The sequence below is a fragment of the Streptosporangium saharense genome (genome assembly GCF_014203715.1).
Classification (GTDB): Bacteria; Actinomycetota; Actinomycetes; order Streptosporangiales; family Streptosporangiaceae; genus Streptosporangium; species Streptosporangium saharense.
Genome location: NZ_JACHJP010000002.1, coordinates 360,213 through 376,005, shown reverse-complemented (window position 1 = coordinate 376,005; position 15,793 = coordinate 360,213). Strand labels below are relative to the sequence as shown.

Annotated in this window: 19 protein-coding genes; 10 read left to right on the top strand and 9 right to left on the bottom strand. The window is 69.3% G+C overall.

Annotated elements, in window-relative coordinates; translation table 11 throughout:
• Positions 1-100 precede the first annotated feature (100 nt).
• Entirely contained in the window at positions 101-1,705 is a 1,605-nt protein-coding gene (locus tag FHS44_RS10825; RefSeq protein ID WP_184713838.1) for an ABC-F family ATP-binding cassette domain-containing protein, read from the top strand.
• Here the strand turns inward: FHS44_RS10825 and FHS44_RS10820 are convergent.
• A complete protein-coding gene (locus FHS44_RS10820; RefSeq protein WP_184713837.1) occupies positions 1,678-2,010 on the bottom strand; it encodes a DUF3817 domain-containing protein in 333 nt (110 codons plus the stop codon). The two genes, FHS44_RS10825 and FHS44_RS10820, sit on opposite strands and share 28 nt — an antisense overlap.
• 129 nt (positions 2,011-2,139) lie before the next feature.
• On the opposite strand from FHS44_RS10820, the gene FHS44_RS10815 reads away from it, so the two are divergent.
• Positions 2,140-2,967: a MerR family transcriptional regulator gene (locus tag FHS44_RS10815; protein WP_312863598.1), complete on the top strand. Its 828-nt coding sequence runs from the start codon at positions 2,140-2,142 to the stop codon at positions 2,965-2,967.
• On the opposite strand, the gene map is transcribed toward FHS44_RS10815, so the two are convergent.
• Positions 2,954-3,721 (bottom strand): type I methionyl aminopeptidase, encoded by a 768-nt coding sequence (gene map / locus FHS44_RS10810; RefSeq protein ID WP_184713836.1) that lies wholly within the window; start codon positions 3,719-3,721, stop codon positions 2,954-2,956. The two genes, FHS44_RS10815 and map, sit on opposite strands and share 14 nt — an antisense overlap.
• Positions 3,722-3,783: 62 nt before the next feature.
• On the opposite strand from map, the gene FHS44_RS10805 reads away from it, so the two are divergent.
• On the top strand, positions 3,784-4,038 hold the full coding sequence (locus FHS44_RS10805) for a helix-turn-helix domain-containing protein (RefSeq protein ID WP_184713835.1): 255 nt from the start codon (positions 3,784-3,786) through the stop codon (positions 4,036-4,038).
• Positions 4,039-4,049: 11 nt separating this feature from the next.
• Here FHS44_RS10805 and FHS44_RS10800 read toward each other — a convergent pair whose 3' ends face one another.
• From FHS44_RS10800 to FHS44_RS10790, 3 genes are all read right to left on the bottom strand, one after another.
• A complete protein-coding gene (locus tag FHS44_RS10800; protein WP_312863597.1) occupies positions 4,050-5,078 on the bottom strand; it encodes a tyrosine-type recombinase/integrase in 1,029 nt (342 codons plus the stop codon).
• Between the two features lie 245 nt (positions 5,079-5,323).
• Positions 5,324-5,785, bottom strand: coding sequence for a hypothetical protein (locus FHS44_RS10795; RefSeq protein ID WP_184715191.1), 462 nt, complete (start codon positions 5,783-5,785; stop codon positions 5,324-5,326).
• Positions 5,786-6,558: 773 nt separating this feature from the next.
• Complete coding sequence (locus FHS44_RS10790) at positions 6,559-7,173, bottom strand: TetR/AcrR family transcriptional regulator (protein WP_184713834.1); 615 nt, start codon at positions 7,171-7,173, stop codon at positions 6,559-6,561.
• A 90-nt stretch (positions 7,174-7,263) separates the two neighbouring features.
• Between FHS44_RS10790 and FHS44_RS10785 the strand changes: the two genes are divergently transcribed.
• Both FHS44_RS10785 and FHS44_RS10780 read left to right on the top strand, forming a co-directional pair.
• Entirely contained in the window at positions 7,264-8,157 is an 894-nt protein-coding gene (locus tag FHS44_RS10785; RefSeq protein WP_221460648.1) for an alpha/beta fold hydrolase, read from the top strand.
• A gap of 41 nt (positions 8,158-8,198) precedes the next feature.
• Complete coding sequence (locus FHS44_RS10780) at positions 8,199-9,218, top strand: tyrosine-type recombinase/integrase (protein WP_184713833.1); 1,020 nt, start codon at positions 8,199-8,201, stop codon at positions 9,216-9,218.
• Here the strand turns inward: FHS44_RS10780 and FHS44_RS10775 are convergent.
• On the bottom strand, positions 9,180-9,446 hold the full coding sequence (locus FHS44_RS10775) for a hypothetical protein (protein WP_184713832.1): 267 nt from the start codon (positions 9,444-9,446) through the stop codon (positions 9,180-9,182). The genes FHS44_RS10780 and FHS44_RS10775 overlap by 39 nt on opposite strands.
• Before the next feature lie 135 nt (positions 9,447-9,581).
• On the opposite strand from FHS44_RS10775, the gene FHS44_RS10770 reads away from it, so the two are divergent.
• The 3 genes from FHS44_RS10770 to FHS44_RS10760 are packed head-to-tail and all read left to right on the top strand — an operon-like array spanning position 9,582 to position 12,073.
• The gene (locus FHS44_RS10770; protein ID WP_184713831.1) at positions 9,582-10,502 is read left to right on the top strand and encodes an ABC transporter ATP-binding protein; all 921 of its coding nucleotides are present in this window, start codon (positions 9,582-9,584) and stop codon (positions 10,500-10,502) included.
• Position 10,503: 1 nt separating this feature from the next.
• Entirely contained in the window at positions 10,504-11,262 is a 759-nt protein-coding gene (locus FHS44_RS10765) for an ABC transporter permease (RefSeq protein ID WP_184713830.1), read from the top strand.
• Between the two features lie 7 nt (positions 11,263-11,269).
• Positions 11,270-12,073 (top strand): ABC transporter permease, encoded by an 804-nt coding sequence (locus FHS44_RS10760; protein WP_184713829.1) that lies wholly within the window; start codon positions 11,270-11,272, stop codon positions 12,071-12,073.
• Here FHS44_RS10760 and FHS44_RS10755 read toward each other — a convergent pair whose 3' ends face one another.
• Together FHS44_RS10755 and FHS44_RS10750 are read right to left on the bottom strand one after the other, a co-directional pair.
• Complete coding sequence (locus FHS44_RS10755; protein ID WP_184713828.1) at positions 12,074-12,385, bottom strand: DUF952 domain-containing protein; 312 nt, start codon at positions 12,383-12,385, stop codon at positions 12,074-12,076. It abuts the gene before it with no gap.
• Between the two features lie 24 nt (positions 12,386-12,409).
• A complete protein-coding gene (locus FHS44_RS10750; protein ID WP_184713827.1) occupies positions 12,410-12,736 on the bottom strand; it encodes a DMT family transporter in 327 nt (108 codons plus the stop codon).
• A 137-nt stretch (positions 12,737-12,873) separates the two neighbouring features.
• Between FHS44_RS10750 and FHS44_RS10745 the strand changes: the two genes are divergently transcribed.
• Both FHS44_RS10745 and FHS44_RS10740 read left to right on the top strand, forming a co-directional pair.
• The gene (locus FHS44_RS10745) at positions 12,874-13,836 is read left to right on the top strand and encodes a radical SAM protein (RefSeq protein ID WP_184713826.1); all 963 of its coding nucleotides are present in this window, start codon (positions 12,874-12,876) and stop codon (positions 13,834-13,836) included.
• A 145-nt stretch (positions 13,837-13,981) separates the two neighbouring features.
• Positions 13,982-14,599, top strand: a complete 618-nt coding sequence (locus FHS44_RS10740; RefSeq protein ID WP_184713825.1) for a hypothetical protein — start codon at positions 13,982-13,984, stop codon at positions 14,597-14,599.
• On the opposite strand, the gene FHS44_RS10735 is transcribed toward FHS44_RS10740, so the two are convergent.
• Positions 14,589-15,776 (bottom strand): L,D-transpeptidase, encoded by a 1,188-nt coding sequence (locus FHS44_RS10735; RefSeq protein WP_184715187.1) that lies wholly within the window; start codon positions 15,774-15,776, stop codon positions 14,589-14,591. The two genes, FHS44_RS10740 and FHS44_RS10735, sit on opposite strands and share 11 nt — an antisense overlap.
• Between the last annotated feature and the right edge of the window lie 17 nt (positions 15,777-15,793).

Below are 15,793 nucleotides of genomic sequence, written 5' to 3'. Positions count from 1 at the left end.
GCGGTTATGGTTGGGGGCATGGCTACGCCCCGGATTTCCTAGCTGAGGACCCGCTTCCACGTCAGAAGTGTGTCCTTTCGCTTTTCCGGAGCGTTTTTCCATGATTACTGTCTGTGGTGTCGGTGTGCGGGCGGGTGCCCGGCTGCTGCTGTCCGATGTCTCCTTCACGATCTCTCCTGGTGACCGGATCGGCCTGGTTGGCCGGAACGGTGCGGGCAAGACCACGTTGATGGCTGTTCTCGCGGGTCTGTCGGAGCCCGCCGGGGGGACGGTCGTCCGTACGGGGCCGGTGGGTTTCCTCGCGCAGGACTCCCGGGCCGTCGATCAGTCGGTCTCGGTCACCGACCGGATTCTGTCGGCCCGTGGCCTGGATGCCGCGTCGCGTCGGCTGCGGGCCGCGGAGGAGGCGATGGCCGGGGCGGACGGCTCCGCGTTGGAGCGGGCGATGGCTCGTTACGCGCGGGCGGAGGCGGAGTTCCAGGCGGGCGGCGGGTACGCGGCGGAGGCGGAGGCGGCGCGGGTCGCGGCGGGTCTGGGGTTGCCTGAGCGGGTGCTGGGGGAGCCGGTCGGCGCGTTGTCGGGTGGTCAGCGGCGCAGGGTCGAGCTGGCGCGGATTCTGTTCGCGGGGTACGGCGGGGGCACGCTGCTGCTGGACGAGCCGACCAACCATCTGGACGCCGACGCGCTGGCGTGGCTGCGGTCCTTCCTGCTGGGGTACCGGGGCGGGCTGCTGGTGGTCAGTCATGACGCCGGGCTGCTGTCCGGGGTGGTCAACCGGGTGCTGCACGTGGACGCGGGCCGTGGGGTGCTTGAGGTGCACAACACGGGGTGGGCGGCGTATCTGTCGCAGCGTGCGGCCGATGAGCGGCGGCGGGTGCGGGAGCGGGCGAACGCCGAGCGTAAGGCGGCGTCGTTGCACGCGCAGGCGGAGCGGATGAAGGCGCGTTCGGCGACGTCGGTGGTGGCCAGGAGCATGGCGCGGCGGGCTGATCGGATGCTGTCGGGTCTTGAGCCGGTACGGCGGGCGGAGAGGGTGGCGAGGATCCGGTTGCCGGAGCCTGAGCCGTGTGGCCGGGTGCCGTTGGGCGCGGTTGGCCTGTCGAAGTCGTATGGCGGGCGCCGGGTGTTGGAGGGGGTCGATCTGGCTGTTGACCGGGGTGCCCGGTTGGTGGTGCTGGGTCTCAACGGTGCGGGCAAGACCACGTTGCTGCGTGTCCTGGCCGGTCGTGAGGTGCCGGACGGGGGCCGGGTGGTGCGTGGGCAGGGGTTGCGGCTGGGGTATTTCGCGCAGGAGCACGACACGTTGCTCGGGGACCGTACGGTGCGGCAGAACCTGGCGTCGGTGGCGCCGCATCTGACGGACGGTGAGGTGCGGGGGGTGCTGGGGGCGTTCCTGTTCCGGGGCGACGAGGTGGACAAGCCCGCGGGTGTGCTGTCGGGTGGGGAGCGGACCCGGCTGGCGTTGGCGGGGCTGGTCCATTCGGGGGCGAACGTGCTGTTGCTGGATGAGCCGACCAACAACCTTGATCCCGCTTCGCGGGGTGAGGTGCTGGCGGCGGTCGGCTCCTATCCGGGGGCGATCGTGATGGTCACCCATGACGAGGGTGCCGTTGAGGCGTTGCGGCCGGATCGGGTGCTGTTGTTGCCGGAGGCGCGGGAGGACCTGTGGGGTGAGGACTACCGCGAGTTGGTGGCGCTCTCCTGAGGCTGGGTGGTTGTCGCACGGTGGCGGGCGAGCATGCGGCGTTCGAACCACAGGGAGGTGAAGGGCGGGATCGCGCATGCCAGGCCGAGCGCGATGGTGGGCAGGTTCCAGCGGGCGGTGCGGGCGGCGGCGAGCACTCCGGCGACGTAGAGGACGAACAGTGCGCCGTGGATGGGGCCGAAGATCTTGACGCCGAGGTCGCCGGTGGCGGCGATGTACTTGAAGTACATGCCGATCAGGAGTCCGGCCCATGAGCATGCTTCGGCGATGGCGACGTAACGGAACAGGCGGAGCGCGCTGGGCACGGCGGGGGACCTCTCCTCGGGGAACGGGGTAGGGGGTGGCCTTCACCCTAGGGGTGGTGGGGGCCGGTCCCCTCCCCGGGTTGTCGTGGTGGGGCCGTCCGGGGGGTGTGGGGGCGGCATGCTGGAGGGGTGGATGTGAACGACGACCTGCTGCCCATCGGGCAGTTCGCGCGGTTGTGTCGGCTCAGTGTCAAGCAGTTGCGGCACTACGCCGAGCTCGGGTTGCTGGTTCCGGCGTGGATCGACCCTGTCAGTGGTTACCGCTACTACCGGGCGGCGCAGGCCAGGCAGGCGTTGTCGATCGGGTTGCTGCGTTCGCTGGATGTGCCGTTGGGTGCGATCGGTGAGGTGTTGTCGGGGGCGGCGGCCGAGCGGGTGCTGGGGCGGGTCCGTGACGACCTTGAGGCGGAGTTGGCGCGGCGTAGCCGTACGTTGGCGACGTTGGAGCGGTTGCTGGCGTCGGGGGTGCCTCCGGTTGAGGTGACGTTGGAGCGTCAGGGGCCCAGTCAGGTGGTGTTGGTGCGGGAGGAGGCTCTCTCGCCGCAGGACATCGCGCGGGCGACGGGGGCGTGTGTGGCGTCGCTGGTGCGTGCCGTACGGCAGGGCGGGCTGGAGGGCGGGTTGCGGCTGACGGGGTTGTTCCCGGTGGAGATGGGGGAGCCGATCCCGGTGGTGGTGGCGGCGGAGTTCGGCGGTCCGGCGCCGAGGGGGACGAGGCCGTACATTCTGCCGGGTGGGGTGTTCGCGGGGGCGGTGCATGTCGGGCCGTACAACCAGATCGATCTGACGGCGCACGCCCTGTTGTCCTGGTGCGCGGAGCGTGGTCACACGCCGGACGGGCCGATTCGGGAGGTGTATCTGTCGGATCCCGGGCGGACGGCGCCGGAGCGGTTGCTCACCCGGGTGATGGTCCGGTTGGGGGAGCAGGAGCCTGAGGAGGGTCTCACGGCAGGGTGAGCACGCGCGGGCCGTCCTCGGTGATGGCGACGGTGTGTTCGACGTGTACGGCGCGGCTGCCGTCCACGCTGGTCAGGGCCCATCCGTCGGAGGCGGTGAGGTAGGTGTCGTGGCCTCCGGCGATGAACATGGGTTCGATGGCGAGCACGAGGCCGGGCCGTAGGGTCATTCCTCTGCCTGGGCGGCCGTGGTTGGCGACGTGGGGGTCTTCGTGCATGGCGCGGCCGACGCCGTGGCCGCCGAAGTCGGTGGGGATGCCGTATCCAGCGGTGCGGCCGACGCGGGCGACGGCGTGGCCGATGTCGCCGAGGCGTCCGCCGGGTACGCACGCGGCGGTGGCGTCGGTGAGGGCGGTCTCGGCGTCGGCGATCAGTCGCAGGTCTTCGGGGTTGGCCGGGCCGATGACGAGGCTGATCGCGGCGTCGGCGGCCCAGCCGTCGAGGTAGGCGCCGCAGTCGACGCTCAGCAGGTCGCCGGGGCGGAGCCGGTAGCGGTCGGGGATGCCGTGCACGATGACGTCGTTGACGGAGGCGCAGATGACGGCGGGGAAGGGGGTGGGGGCGAAGTGGGGTTTGTAGTGGAGGAAGGCGGGTTTGGCGCCTGCCGCGGAGATGATCGAGGCGGCGGTCTCGTTCAGTTCGAGCAGGCTGACGCCGGCGGCGGCCTGGGTGCGTATCGCCTGGAGGGTGTTGGCGACGACGCGTCCGGCTTCGCGCATCGCCTCCAGTTCCGTCGGTGTTTTGATCTCGACCACGCGTAACCTCCCGGTCCAATAGTTATACCGGTATTGTTATCACGTTTGCTAAGCTTCCGCACATGGTGCGACCCCCACTGACCGAACTCGACCACGAACGCGGCCACCGCCTCGGCGCCCTGCTCCGCCAGGCCCGCGGCACCCGCAGCATGGCGGAGGTCGCCACCGCCGCCGGACTGTCCGCCGAGACACTCCGCAAGATCGAAACCGGGAGAGTCCCCACCCCGGCCTTCTTCACCATCGCCGCCCTCGCCCAGGTCCTCGGCATCTCCATGGACGTCCTCGCCGAAGTCTGCACCGCCGAACGCGCCGCCTAACCCCCGGCTGTCTAGGTGCCGGTACCCGACGCGCCACGCTCCCGCAACAACGGATGCGTCCGCATCGCCACCTCAAGCTCACCCGGCAACTCATCCCGGTAACGCCCCAGCGTCGCCAGATCACTGTGCCCAAGCACCCGCCGCACCGCATCCATGTCCACCGCGTCAGCCAACAGATGCGTCGCCGTCGTATGCCGCAACCCATGCGGCGTCACCGAACGCCGCCGATCAGGATCAACCCGCCGCTGCACCCGGTCGATCACCGCCTGAACATCCCCCCGCGCCAACCGCCTGCCCCGCCACGACAACAACAACGCCTTGTCCTGATCCTGAACCCCCCGCGCCACCTCACCCCGCCACGACAGATACGCCTCCAACACCCGAGCCACATCAGCAGGCAACGGCACATCACGCGTCTTACCGCCCTTACCGAAGATCCGCCAGTAACGCACCCCGTCGTTGGTGTAGAAATCCTCCACATCCGCCCGCACCAACTCAGAAACCCGCGGACCCATCGTCGACAACAACAACACGATCAACGCATCCCGCAACTCCGTCCGCTGATCACGCCGCCGCGCCCGCCCCGCCTCCTCCGCACGCCCATCACCCAACTCCCGCGCCGCCCCGACCAACCCCTGCGCCTGCTCCCGCGTCAACGCCCGCCGCTGCGGCCGCAACCCGCCACGCTCCTTGGCCGAAACCGTCACCAACGTCATCGGATTAACCTGCACCCACCCCGCCAACATCGCATGCTTGAACAACGCCGAAACCGACCGGCGAAACCTCGCCTGCGACGACGCCGACTGCACCCCACCACCCGAACCAGGATCAGAACGCCGCCCATCCGGCTTACGCGCGAACGCCAGCAGAATCGCGTCGACATCCTCACCCGTCAGATCGTCGAGAACCGTCTCCTCACCCGCCAACCCCACGAACGTCGCCACATCACGCGCGTACACCTCCGCCGTCGCCGGAGACAACGCCCCCGTCAACGTCTTGGCCCGCACCAACTCCACATAACGATCAGCCGACTCCCGCACACTGAGACGATTCAGATCCGCTGGCCGCATGACTTCCCCGGACACCCTTCCTCGACGATCAGCCCGGCCACACCCGCCCCAGATCAACCCCGCCTGGCACACGAACCGCCACCGGACACCACCGTGGACGCGCCCCACACACGCTGGGGGAGAGGGAAGACCACCGGACGGCGACACACCGCAGACCACCGATCGCGCCCACCCGCCCAACGTAGACGATCACACCCGCCCACGGGCGGCACATGTCACATGTAGGGACGAGCCGCAGCGACCAACTCAGGAACGGCACCCGCCGTACGCACCGGCACCGCCGACGGGGGAGTGCGCTCCCGGACATCCTCCGCCCGGATCGCCATCACCGCCGGAGCACTGCCCAGATCACCGTAACGAGCGACAACCGCCTCCGTCACCGCCCGCCCCGCATCAGCCACCACATCCTTGACCCGGCCACACGCACCACTCACCGACAGATAACCCAGCAGCGCCGCGAACCGCAGCTCCTCCACCACGGGCCCCTCACCCCGCTCCGCCGACACCCGCGGCGGATCCAGCCAGAACACCCCACCGTGCAGGAAACCCGCATACGACACCTCGTCCCGGCCCGGCTCCCGCACCGCGTCGGCGAGCAGCCGCCCGAACTCGGCCAGATCGGCGTCCGGCGGCAGATCCGTGGTCACCAGCAACGGCACAATGAGCGAATCCAGCATCGGCAAGCACCCCTCCTGAGTCGGCTCATCGTAGGACCCGGCACCGACAATTCCAGGAGTTCACCGCCCCACGGCGCGTCGCACCCCCCACACCCACCCCATGAGGTAAACAGACGACCTTTCCGGGAACCCGCCAAAAAACACCCCGCGACCCTCACCTGGCGGGGGGCGCCACGAAACCGGCGGACCCATGGTGAAAGCTTCGGCTGCCGGCTTTCTGTTTGGCTTTCTCTGTGAAGCTGAAACAGCGCCGATCGTCCATCCGCCGCGCGATGGGGAAAGCGGCATTCCCGATGGCTTCCGTGAATTCGGTCGTACGGGGGTGACGTGTCCGAGTCGGCTCACAAAGGTGGTGTTTGGGAGTCCAACGGTCAATATTCCTATACCAAACAGAATGAGGTTTCTGTTCGGTATCAGGCTTTTTCCGGACAAAGGGGGTCGGGGCAGTCTGGGGGCGCCGGGTTCGGTCACCGGATTCTTGTGAGAACGCGGCCGCTCGAAGGGCGGCATGCCGCCCGGGGTTGAACAAGTGTCACGAGCCGGTTTCTCCGACCTTCCGCCGGATGATCTTCTGGCGGATGTCCGTGTGGATCATGTTCTTGCGGCGATCGTTCCGATGTGCTCCGGATCGCCTCGTGCTCGCCGTACCGGAAATCCAGGTTCGTAAGAACGGGCGGCGGCAAGCGATTGACTCCGGCTGACCGTCGGGAACCTCCTGACCTGCCCCCTTCCCGGTCGTTTCGTGGTTTTTGATGCATAATTTTACTTATGCATCACTTCTGAGCGCCCTCCTCCGCGCTGGAAAACAGCCGTGCGAGCTGGCCGTACAGGATCGTTGTGGCTTGTTGCGGGGTGCGTTGCCCGGCCAGTACGGCGATGCCCAGGCCGGCGGCGGTCGCCAGCAGGGTGACGGCCTCGGTGCGCGGGTCGAGGCCGGGCGCCAGGTCTCCCTCGTCGCGGGCCTGGGTCAGTTGCCGGGTGACGAAGTCCTCCATGGCGTCGGGCGTGCTCAGGAACGGGTGGGCGGCGAGGGTCTCGTCGGTGACGGCCAGGACGGCGTATGAGGTGTAGGCCAGGTGGAAGGTGCGGCTGCGTTCGTCGGTGGGGACGGCCTCGGCGAGGACGGCTTGCAGGACGTCGCGGGGCCGTTCGGTGCCGGTGAGCCTGGTCTGCAGGCGTTGGGCCATCTGGTCTGCGAGTTGGCGCAGGGTGACGTGCATGAGGTGTTGTTTGGTGTCGAAGTAGTGCTGGACCAGGCGCAGGGAGACGCCGGCTTCGGTGGCGACGGCGCGCATGGTGACGGCGTGCAGTCCTGATCTGGCCATGACGCGCAGGACCGCTTCGGTGATGTCGTGGCGGCGGGTTTCGCGGTTGTCCGTCCGGTTCATCGGGTTCTTTCCTCGTGGACGCTTGTGGACGTGGCCTCGTCAAGTTGGTACAACCGTATCGTATACGTGTGTATCAATTTGGGAGGGTGTGTGGACGGTGGGACCCGGGCCGGGGTGGGGCGGTTTCGTGACGAGCGGGCCGAGCGGGAGTTCCGGGCCGCGTACGCGGTGGCGATGACGTTGTGGCCGCCGCACGAGGTGCTGGACGTGGAGACGGCCTTCGGGACGACGCGCGTCTACCGGTGCGGTCTTGAGGGTGAAGAGCCGGTGGTGTTGTTGCACGGGCACGGTGCGAATGCCTCCACGTGGTATCGGCAGGCGGCCGGGCTCGGGGGTGTCCGTCCGGTGTACGCGGTGGAGACGATCGACGATCCGGGCGGTGGGGTGCAGCGGCGGGTGGTGGCGGGGTCCGGGGACGCGGCGGCGTGGTTGGAGGAGGTTCTGGCGGGGCTGGGGTTGGGGCGGGTGCATCTGGTGGGGTTGTCCTACGGTGGGTGGCTGGCGCTGAACCAGGCGGTGTACGGCGGGCGGCGGCTGGCGTCGGTGACGTTGGTGGATCCGGGTGGGTTGGAGCGGGTGCCGCTGCGGTTCATGGTGGGGTTGCTGGCGGCGTTGTTCGCGATGCGGGCTCCCCTGTCCTGGCGGCCGGTGCTGTATCGGTTGCTGGCGGAGTGGGCGTTGGTGGAGCGGCCGGAGATCATGGCGCCGGTCCTGGCCGGGGCGCGGGGGTTTCGGCCGGATCGCAGTCCGGCGCGGCGGTTCGGTGACGAGGAGTTGGCGCGGGTGGGGGTGCCGGTGCAGTTGCTCGTCGGGGGGCGCAGCAGGATGGTGCGTCCGGCCAGGGTTGTCGGGCGGGCGCGGCGGTTGCTTCCGGTACGGCACGCGGAGGTGGTGGCCGGGGTGGGGCACGCGGTTCCCCTGGAGGTGCCTGAGCTGGTGAACGATCGTGTGCTGGCGTTCGCCGAGCGGTGGTCCGGCCGGTGAGGGGTCACTCCCCTCCCCCGGGTTCGTTCCATAATGCGGGGATGAGTCTGTGGGAGGTCGCCGGGGAGTTTCTGCTGTCGTTGCGGGTGAAGAAGCTCTCCCCCAGTACGGTCGCGGGGTATGACAGTGATCTGCGGATCGTGGCGGAGCTGGCCGCGCGGCGGGCGGAGGTTCCGGTGGCGGAGCTGCGGGTGGAGATGCTGACGGCGCGGCTGGTCAGGGCGGCGTTCGCCGATTTCGCGGGGTCGCGTTCCGCGGCGAGTGTGAATCGGGCGTGGAGTGCGTGGAACCGGTTTCTGACGTTCTGTGTGGCGGAGGGGGTGCTGGAGGGTAATCCGATGGCGGCGGTGCCGCGGCCGAAGCAGCCGGCGAAGGCTCCCAAGCCGTTGCTGGGTGATGGTTCGGCGTCGGTGACGTTGCTGGAGCGGGTGGCGGCGGGGGCGCGCAAGGCGCGTGATCCGTGGGTGGAGCGTGACCTGGTGGTGCTGGCGTTGGCGCTGGTCACGGGGATGCGTTCGGCGGAACTGCTCGGGCTGACGATGGGGTCGTTCGGCGGCCCTGCGGGTGAGCGGCGGGTTCAGGTGGTGGGTAAGGGCGGCAGGACGCGGTCGTTGCCGATCGAGGAGCCGGTCGAGGTGCTCGCCGAGCGGTATGTGCGCAGCCGGTTGGAGCGGTTCGGGCTCGCCGGGTTGCCGCCGTCGGCGTCTTTCCTGGTGGACACGCGTAATGAGCCGTTGCGGCGGGGTGGGCTGCAGTATTTGGTGCGGCAGTGTTACCGGTACGCGGGGGTGCATGACCGGGTGCAGCGGGGAACGTTGGTGCACGCGTTGCGGCACGAGTTCGCCACGCGGTTGGCGGAGCGGGGGGCTTCGGCGCACGAGTTGATGGAGTTGCTGGGGCACTCGTCGATCGTGACGGGGCAGGCGTATGTGGCGTCGACGGCCCGTGAGGTGCGCAGGGCGGCGGGGGCGAATCCGGCCTACGGGGTGATCGGCAGGCTGGCGGAGCCGTCCGAGGGGCTGTCAGGGGGCGGGGGCGTGGAGTTTCCTGACCACGCGTGAGGCGGCGCGGTGGCTCAGGCCGGTCTCGCCGCGGACCAGGATGACGGCCTGGTCGAACTCGCCGACGGCTTTGAGTTCCAGGACCTGTTCGATGAGGGCGGGGCCGAGTCCGCCGCCGATGAGGCTGTTGCGGGGGCGTTGCGTGAGCCGTACGGCGAGCACGATGAGGCCGATGACCACCGCGGTGGCGAGGACCGCGAGGAGGATGACGGATACCGTGTTCGTCATGGGGTGATCTTATCGGGGCGTGCTGGGATTGGTTAGGCCCGTACTGAAATGTGTGGCTTTCGGGTTTCTGGGTGACGTGGGCGGTGGGGTTAATGCCTTGCGGAAGTGTCGGCGGTCTCTGTTACGTTCCGGGGCGTGTCTGAACAGCCTCTGATCCGCGCGCGCGGTCTTGTCAAACGGTTCGGTGACTTCACCGCGGTCGATGGGATCGACCTGGAGGTGGCGCCGGGTGAGGCGTTCGGTTTCCTGGGGCCGAACGGGGCGGGTAAGTCCTCGACGATGCGGATGATCGGCTGTGTGTCGATGCCGACCTCGGGTGAGCTGCGGATTCTGGGGATGGATCCGGCGCGGGACGGGGCGCGGATCCGGGGGCGGCTGGGGGTGTGCCCGCAGCTGGACAATCTCGATCCTGATCTGAGTGTGCGGGAGAACCTGACGACGTATGCGCGGTATTTCGGGATGTCGCGGGCGCGGGCGCGTGCCCGGGCTGAGGAGTTGCTGGATTTCGTGCAGTTGCGGGATCGGGCCGCCAGCAGGGTGGAGCCGTTGTCGGGTGGGATGAAGCGGCGGCTGACGATCGCGCGGGCGATGGTCAACGATCCCGATCTGGTGTTGCTGGACGAGCCGACGACGGGGTTGGATCCGCAGGCGCGGCATCTGCTGTGGGAGCGGTTGTTCCGGTTGCGGCAGCGGGGCACGACGTTGGTGCTGACGACGCACTACATGGATGAGGCCGAGCAGTTGTGTGACCGGCTGGTGGTGATGGACGGGGGGCGGATCGTCGCCGAGGGGTCGCCGCGGTCGTTGATCGGGACGTACTGCACGCCGGAGGTGGTGGAGTTGCGTTTCCCTGACGGGGTGGATCCGGCGGGTGGGCTGGAGGGGATCGGGCGGGTGGATCCGTTGCCTGACCGGGTGTTGCTGTACACCGGTGACGGGGACGCGGCGGTGGCGGAGGTGCACCGGCGGGGGTTGGTGCCGTCGAGCGTGCTGGTGCGGCGTTCCTCGCTTGAGGATGTGTTCCTGAAGCTGACCGGCCGGACGTTGGTGGACTGAGATGGTTTCTCCCGCGGTCGCGGTGCTTGAGCGGCATCTGTGTCTGTACCGGCGGTTGTGGCGGGCGTCGGCGTTCTCGTCGTTCGTGTTGCCGGTGCTGTTCCTGGTGAGTTTCGGGGTGGGGGTCGGCCGGTACGTGGGTGAGGTCGGCGGGGTGGGTTACCTGGCGTGGATCGTGCCGGGGGTGCTGGCTTCGACGGCGTTCCAGATGGCGGTCGGTGACTCGACGTACTCGGTGCTGGGTGACTTCAAGTGGGTGCGGGGGTTCCACGCGATGCGGGCCACTCCGGTGGGGGTGCGCGACATGGTGGTGGGTGGTCTGCTGTACGCGCTGTTGCGGGTGGAGAGCGCGGTGGTGGTGTTCCTGGTGGTGGCGGGGGTGTTCGGGGCGTTGCGGTCGCCGTGGGCGGTGGTGACGCCGGTGGTCGCGGCGTTGCTGGCGGTGGCGGTGGCGGCGCCGGTGATGGGGTTCTCGGCGAGCATCGACCATGACAGTTATTTCGCGTTGTTGTTTCGGTTTGTGATGATTCCTTCGGCGTTGTTCGGTGGGGTGTTCTTCCCGGTCGACCAGTTGCCGCAGGTGGTGCGTCCGCTGGCGTATGTGTCGCCGTTGTGGCATGGGGTGGAGTTGTGCCGGGCGGCGACGTTGGGGGTGGCTCCGCCGTGGCCGGTGTGGGTGCACGCGGGGGTTCTGCTGGTTTTCGCGGGTGCCGGTGGGGTGTGGGCGGTTTCGGCGTTCGGTAGACGGTTGAGGGACTGAGGCGGTCATGGTTTCTGCGGTGCTGGCCGCGCGGGTCTCTCCGGCCCGGGTGGGGGCGGTGGTCGGGCGCAACGTGGGGGCGCTGCGTTCGGGTCCGGCGTACTGGCTGGTGTTGGCGTCGGGGTTCTTCGAGCCGGTGCTGTATCTGTTGTCGATCGGGGTCGGGGTGGGGGCGCTGGTCGGTGAGTTGCGGCTGGCCGATGGGCGGGTGGTGGAGTACGCGGTGTTCGTGGCTCCGGCGATGCTGGCGGTCTCGGCGATGTCGGGGGCGTTGTCGGAGACGACGTTCAACTTCTTCTTCAAGATGAAGTACGCCAAGACGTTCGAGGCGATTCTGGCGACGCCGGTGCGGCCGTTGGAGGTGGCGCTGGGTGAGCTGGCGTGGGCGATGACGCGCAGCGCGGTCTACACCGGGGCGTTTCTCGTGGTGATGGTGGCGATGGGGTTGACGCGGGTGGGGTGGGCGTTGGCGGTCTTTCCCGCGGCGTTGCTGGTGGGGTTGGCGTTCGGCGCGGTCGGGATGGCGGTCAGCACGTTGATGCGGGGCTGGCAGGACTTCGATCTGGTGACGACGGGCCAGTTCGCGTTGTTCCTGTTCTCCGGGACGTTCTCGCCGGTCGGGGACTATCCCCCGGTGTTGCGGGTCGTGGTGGAGGCGACGCCGTTGTTCCATTCGGTGGAGCTGGTGCGGGGGTTGGCGGCGGGGCTGCCCGGGTGGGGGTTGCTGGGGCACGCGGGTTATCTGCTGGCGATGACGGCGGCGGGGTTGTGGGTGGCGGCGCGGCGGCTGGAGCGCGCCCTGTGCCGCTAGTCAGAGGGGGGTGGCGGAGAGGACGGCGGTGACGGGCAGCGGCCCGTAGATGTGGGGGAAGGCCTCGGCTGAGTCGCCGGGGATCTCCAGGCGGACGTCCAGGCCGGTGGGGTCGATGGTCAGGACGAGCAGGGGTGCGGTGACGCCGCGGTAGAAGCGGTCCACGACGCCGTCGAGCTGGGCGCGGTCGGCGCAGGCGTGGATGAAGCCCTCCTGCTCAAGGGTGCGGCCCAGTGTGGAGACGCGGTACTCCCCCACGGTCTGGGCGGCGTCCCAGTCGGCGGCCAGGGCCAGGTGCAGGATGGTGGTCATCGGGCGGGCCTTTCTCCGGAGATGTCAGTGGGTGCTGCCGGCCAGGTTGACCAGGACCACTCCCCCGATGATGAGCGCGATGCCGCCGGCTTTGATCAGGGTGAGGGTCTCGCCGAGGAAGAGCATGCCGATGACGGCGATGGCTGCGGTGCCCGCGCCGGACCAGATGGCGTAGGCGGTGCCGATCTCGAGCTGGCGTTTGAGGGCCTGGCCCAGCAGGACGAACGCGGTGGCGTATCCGGCGACGACGAGGACCGCCCATCCTTTGTGGGCGAAGCCGTCGCTGAACTTGAGGGCGGTGGTCGCCACGATCTCGGAGATGATGGCTCCCGCCAGGAGCAGCCACGCCATGGTCACCTTCCCGAATTCTGCTTACATCCCCCCCGAAACCGGCATGACCGTACCATTTCTAGCGGGTGTGGGGGCCGGAAACCCGGTGCGGCGGTTCCCCTTGCGGGGGGTGTCGAAAGCGTGTTCCACTGATCGGCATGCGATGGGAGGCTCCCGCCCTGCTGCCCGAGCCCGCCGGGGGCGGCCCGCGGATCGCGCGTTCCGCGGTGACCCGGGTGCACGGCGATCTGACCTGTTACGAGGTGCAGGCCCGTACGGCGCTTGAGCACACCGGGCAGGGGTGGACGGTCAGCCCCTACCGGGGGTGCGCCGGGGGGTGCCGTTACTGTTCGGCGCGGCACGGTCATCGCCGTCTCGGGCTTGACTCCGGTGATGACTTCGACTCCCGGATCGTGGTGCGCACCAATGTCGTACGGCGGCTGCGGGCGGATCTGGCGTCCCGGTGGGACGGTGAGCACGTCACGGTCGGGGAGGCGGGTGACTGCTACCAGGGGGTCGAGGAGGTCTACCGGCTGATGCCGGGGGTGGTGGCGGCGCTGCGTGAGGCGGGGGCGCCGTTCACCGTGCACACCAAGGGCACGCTGATCCTGCGCGACGCCGACCTGCTGGCGGGTGCGCCGGGGGCGGGGGTGGTGGTCTCGATCGCGTTCGTCGACGACCGGGTGCGGCGGGGGGTGGAGCCGGGGGTGCCGGACGCGCAGAAGCGGCTGGAGCTGGTGGAGGAGCTGAACGGGCGGGGGGTGGCGACCGGGGTGGAGATGGCGCCGATCCTGCCGTTGCTGACCGACTCCCCCGACCAGATCGCCGCGACGGTGCGGCGCGTGGCGGCGGCGGGGGCGGTCAGTCTCACCCCGAGGGTGCTGCGGCTGCCGCCGGGGGCGCGGGAGTGGTACATGGCGTGGGTGCGTGAGCACCATCCGGCGCTGGAGGCCCGTTACGGCGAGCTGTACGCCGAGGGGGCCGAGGCCGATCCGGCGTACGCGCGGGGGGTGGTCGGGCAGGTGCTGCAGGTGGCCGCCCGCTACGGTCTGAGCCCGACCCGTCCCGAGCAGCCCCTCCCGCTGGCGCTTCCCGCCCCGGCGCAGATCAGCCTGCTGTGAGGGGGCTTCAGGGCTTCTGTGGCGCCGTCGGAACGCGACCGCCCGTCAAGGCCCGTGCCCGGCGCTCCTGTCGGATCGCCCGCTCCCCCGCAGGGCCCGGGCTCACCGGTCGCTGTCGAGCCGAACGTGTCCGGAAGATGGCCGGATGAGTTTCGGGGGTTTCGCCCGCAGGGTGCGCGACCCGGCGTTGCCGCACGCGTGGCGGGTGTCGGCGCTTCGTTCCTGCGTGCGGCTCTACCGGCCGATCGGGTTCGAGGCGACGCTGAGTTTCCTGCGGGCCAAGGCCGGGCCGTTCCGCACCGACGAGGCCGCCCTGCTGCGCGCCCTGGCGGTCCTGGAGGCCAGCCGTACGGCCTGGCAGGAGGAGAAGCGGGTCTACGCGCAGGGCCGCCGCCGGGCCAAGCGGCGGGGTGAGCGAAGTCCCCGTCCCGGGGAGGTCAACCCGTACCGGCCGTCGCACTGGTACGGGGCGCGGTGGGAGGCGGCGCTGCACGCCGTGGGCTTCTGGTACCGGCGGCGGCCCGCGGTCCTGGTCTCCGGTGGGGACGGGCTCTCGACGGTGCTGTGGGAGTGCGTGCTGGCGTGCCTGGACTCGGGTGGTCGTCTGACGCCCGCGCAGCGTCAGCGGCTGGCCGGCTGCGTCAAGCGGCTCACCGCCCTTCAGGCCGGGTATCGGGACGGCGGCCCGGCGGAACGCGCCCGCGACCTGCTGACCGTGGCCCGGCATCTTGAGGCGCTCGCCGAGGTTCGGGTCAGGCCTTGAGGGCGCTGCCCTTCTTCCACTCCTTGAAGGGCATCTGCCAGAAGCCCCAGCCGTTGTTCCACTCCAGTTCCCTGGTGGTGCCGGTGATGGTGATGACGTCGCCGCGCTGGACCTGCTCGTAGAACCACTTGGCCTGGTCGGGGCGGGCGTTGACGCAGCCGTGGCTGACGTTCTGGCGGCCCTGGGCCCAGACGTTGTTGAGGGCGTGGACGTATTCGCCGCTGTTGGAGAAGCGCACCGCGTGGTTGATCATCAGGTCGTAGTAGCCGGGGTCGCCCTTCTTGCGGCCCGGGGAGATCATCCGTTCGGGGTTGGCCTTGCCCATGGCCAGGTGGACGCCGCTGGTGGTGGTGTATTCGCGGGTGTCGCCCTTGCCCGCGCTGATCAGCATGGTCTGCACGACCTTGCCGTCGCGGCGGACGATCATTTTGTGCTTGCGGGCGTCGACGGTGGAGATCTGGGCGGCGCCGATGCGGATGACCTTGGTGAGGTCCTTGACGCCGTACATGTCCTTGCCGCCGCGGACGCCCTTGATGTGGGCGGTGAAGGTGACCTTCTGGTGGGCGGGCCAGTACTTGGCGGTGCGGTAGATCACGGTGGTGTCGTTGATCCACCGCCAGGCGCCGGTGACGGGTTTCTCCGCCTTGACTTCAAGGGCCTTCTCGACGGCGGCCTTGTTGGTGACCTGCTGGTTGAAGGTGACGATGATCGGCGCCCCCACACCGACCTTCTCTCCCTTGATGGACGGGGTGACGTCGGCGACGGCCAGTTCCACCTTCGGTTTGAGCGTGGTGAAGGTGCTGGTGGCGGTGGTGCCGTCCACGGTGCGGGCGGAGACGTCGTAGGTGCTGGAGGGCATCATCGGCACGCTGGAGACCCATTTGGTGCGCTGGGCGTCGAAGTCGCCCTCCAGTTTGTGGTCGCCGCTTTGCACGGTGACCTCCTCCAGGGCTCCGCCCGCGACGGCGACGACGACTTTCCTGTCGGGTCGTACGGCGGCGCCGCCCTCGGCGGGGCTGATCCTGATGGTGGGGGCGGCGGGGGTGGGGCTCGTCGTCTCACCGGGGGTGTCGGCGGCGGGTTTCGCCGAGGGTGTGCCGCCGGAGCAGGAGGTGGCCAGCATGGCGGCGGCCAGCCCCAGGGCGGCCAGCGGTTTCCTCAGGTCACGGCGTTCCATCTTCAGCACAGCTTTCT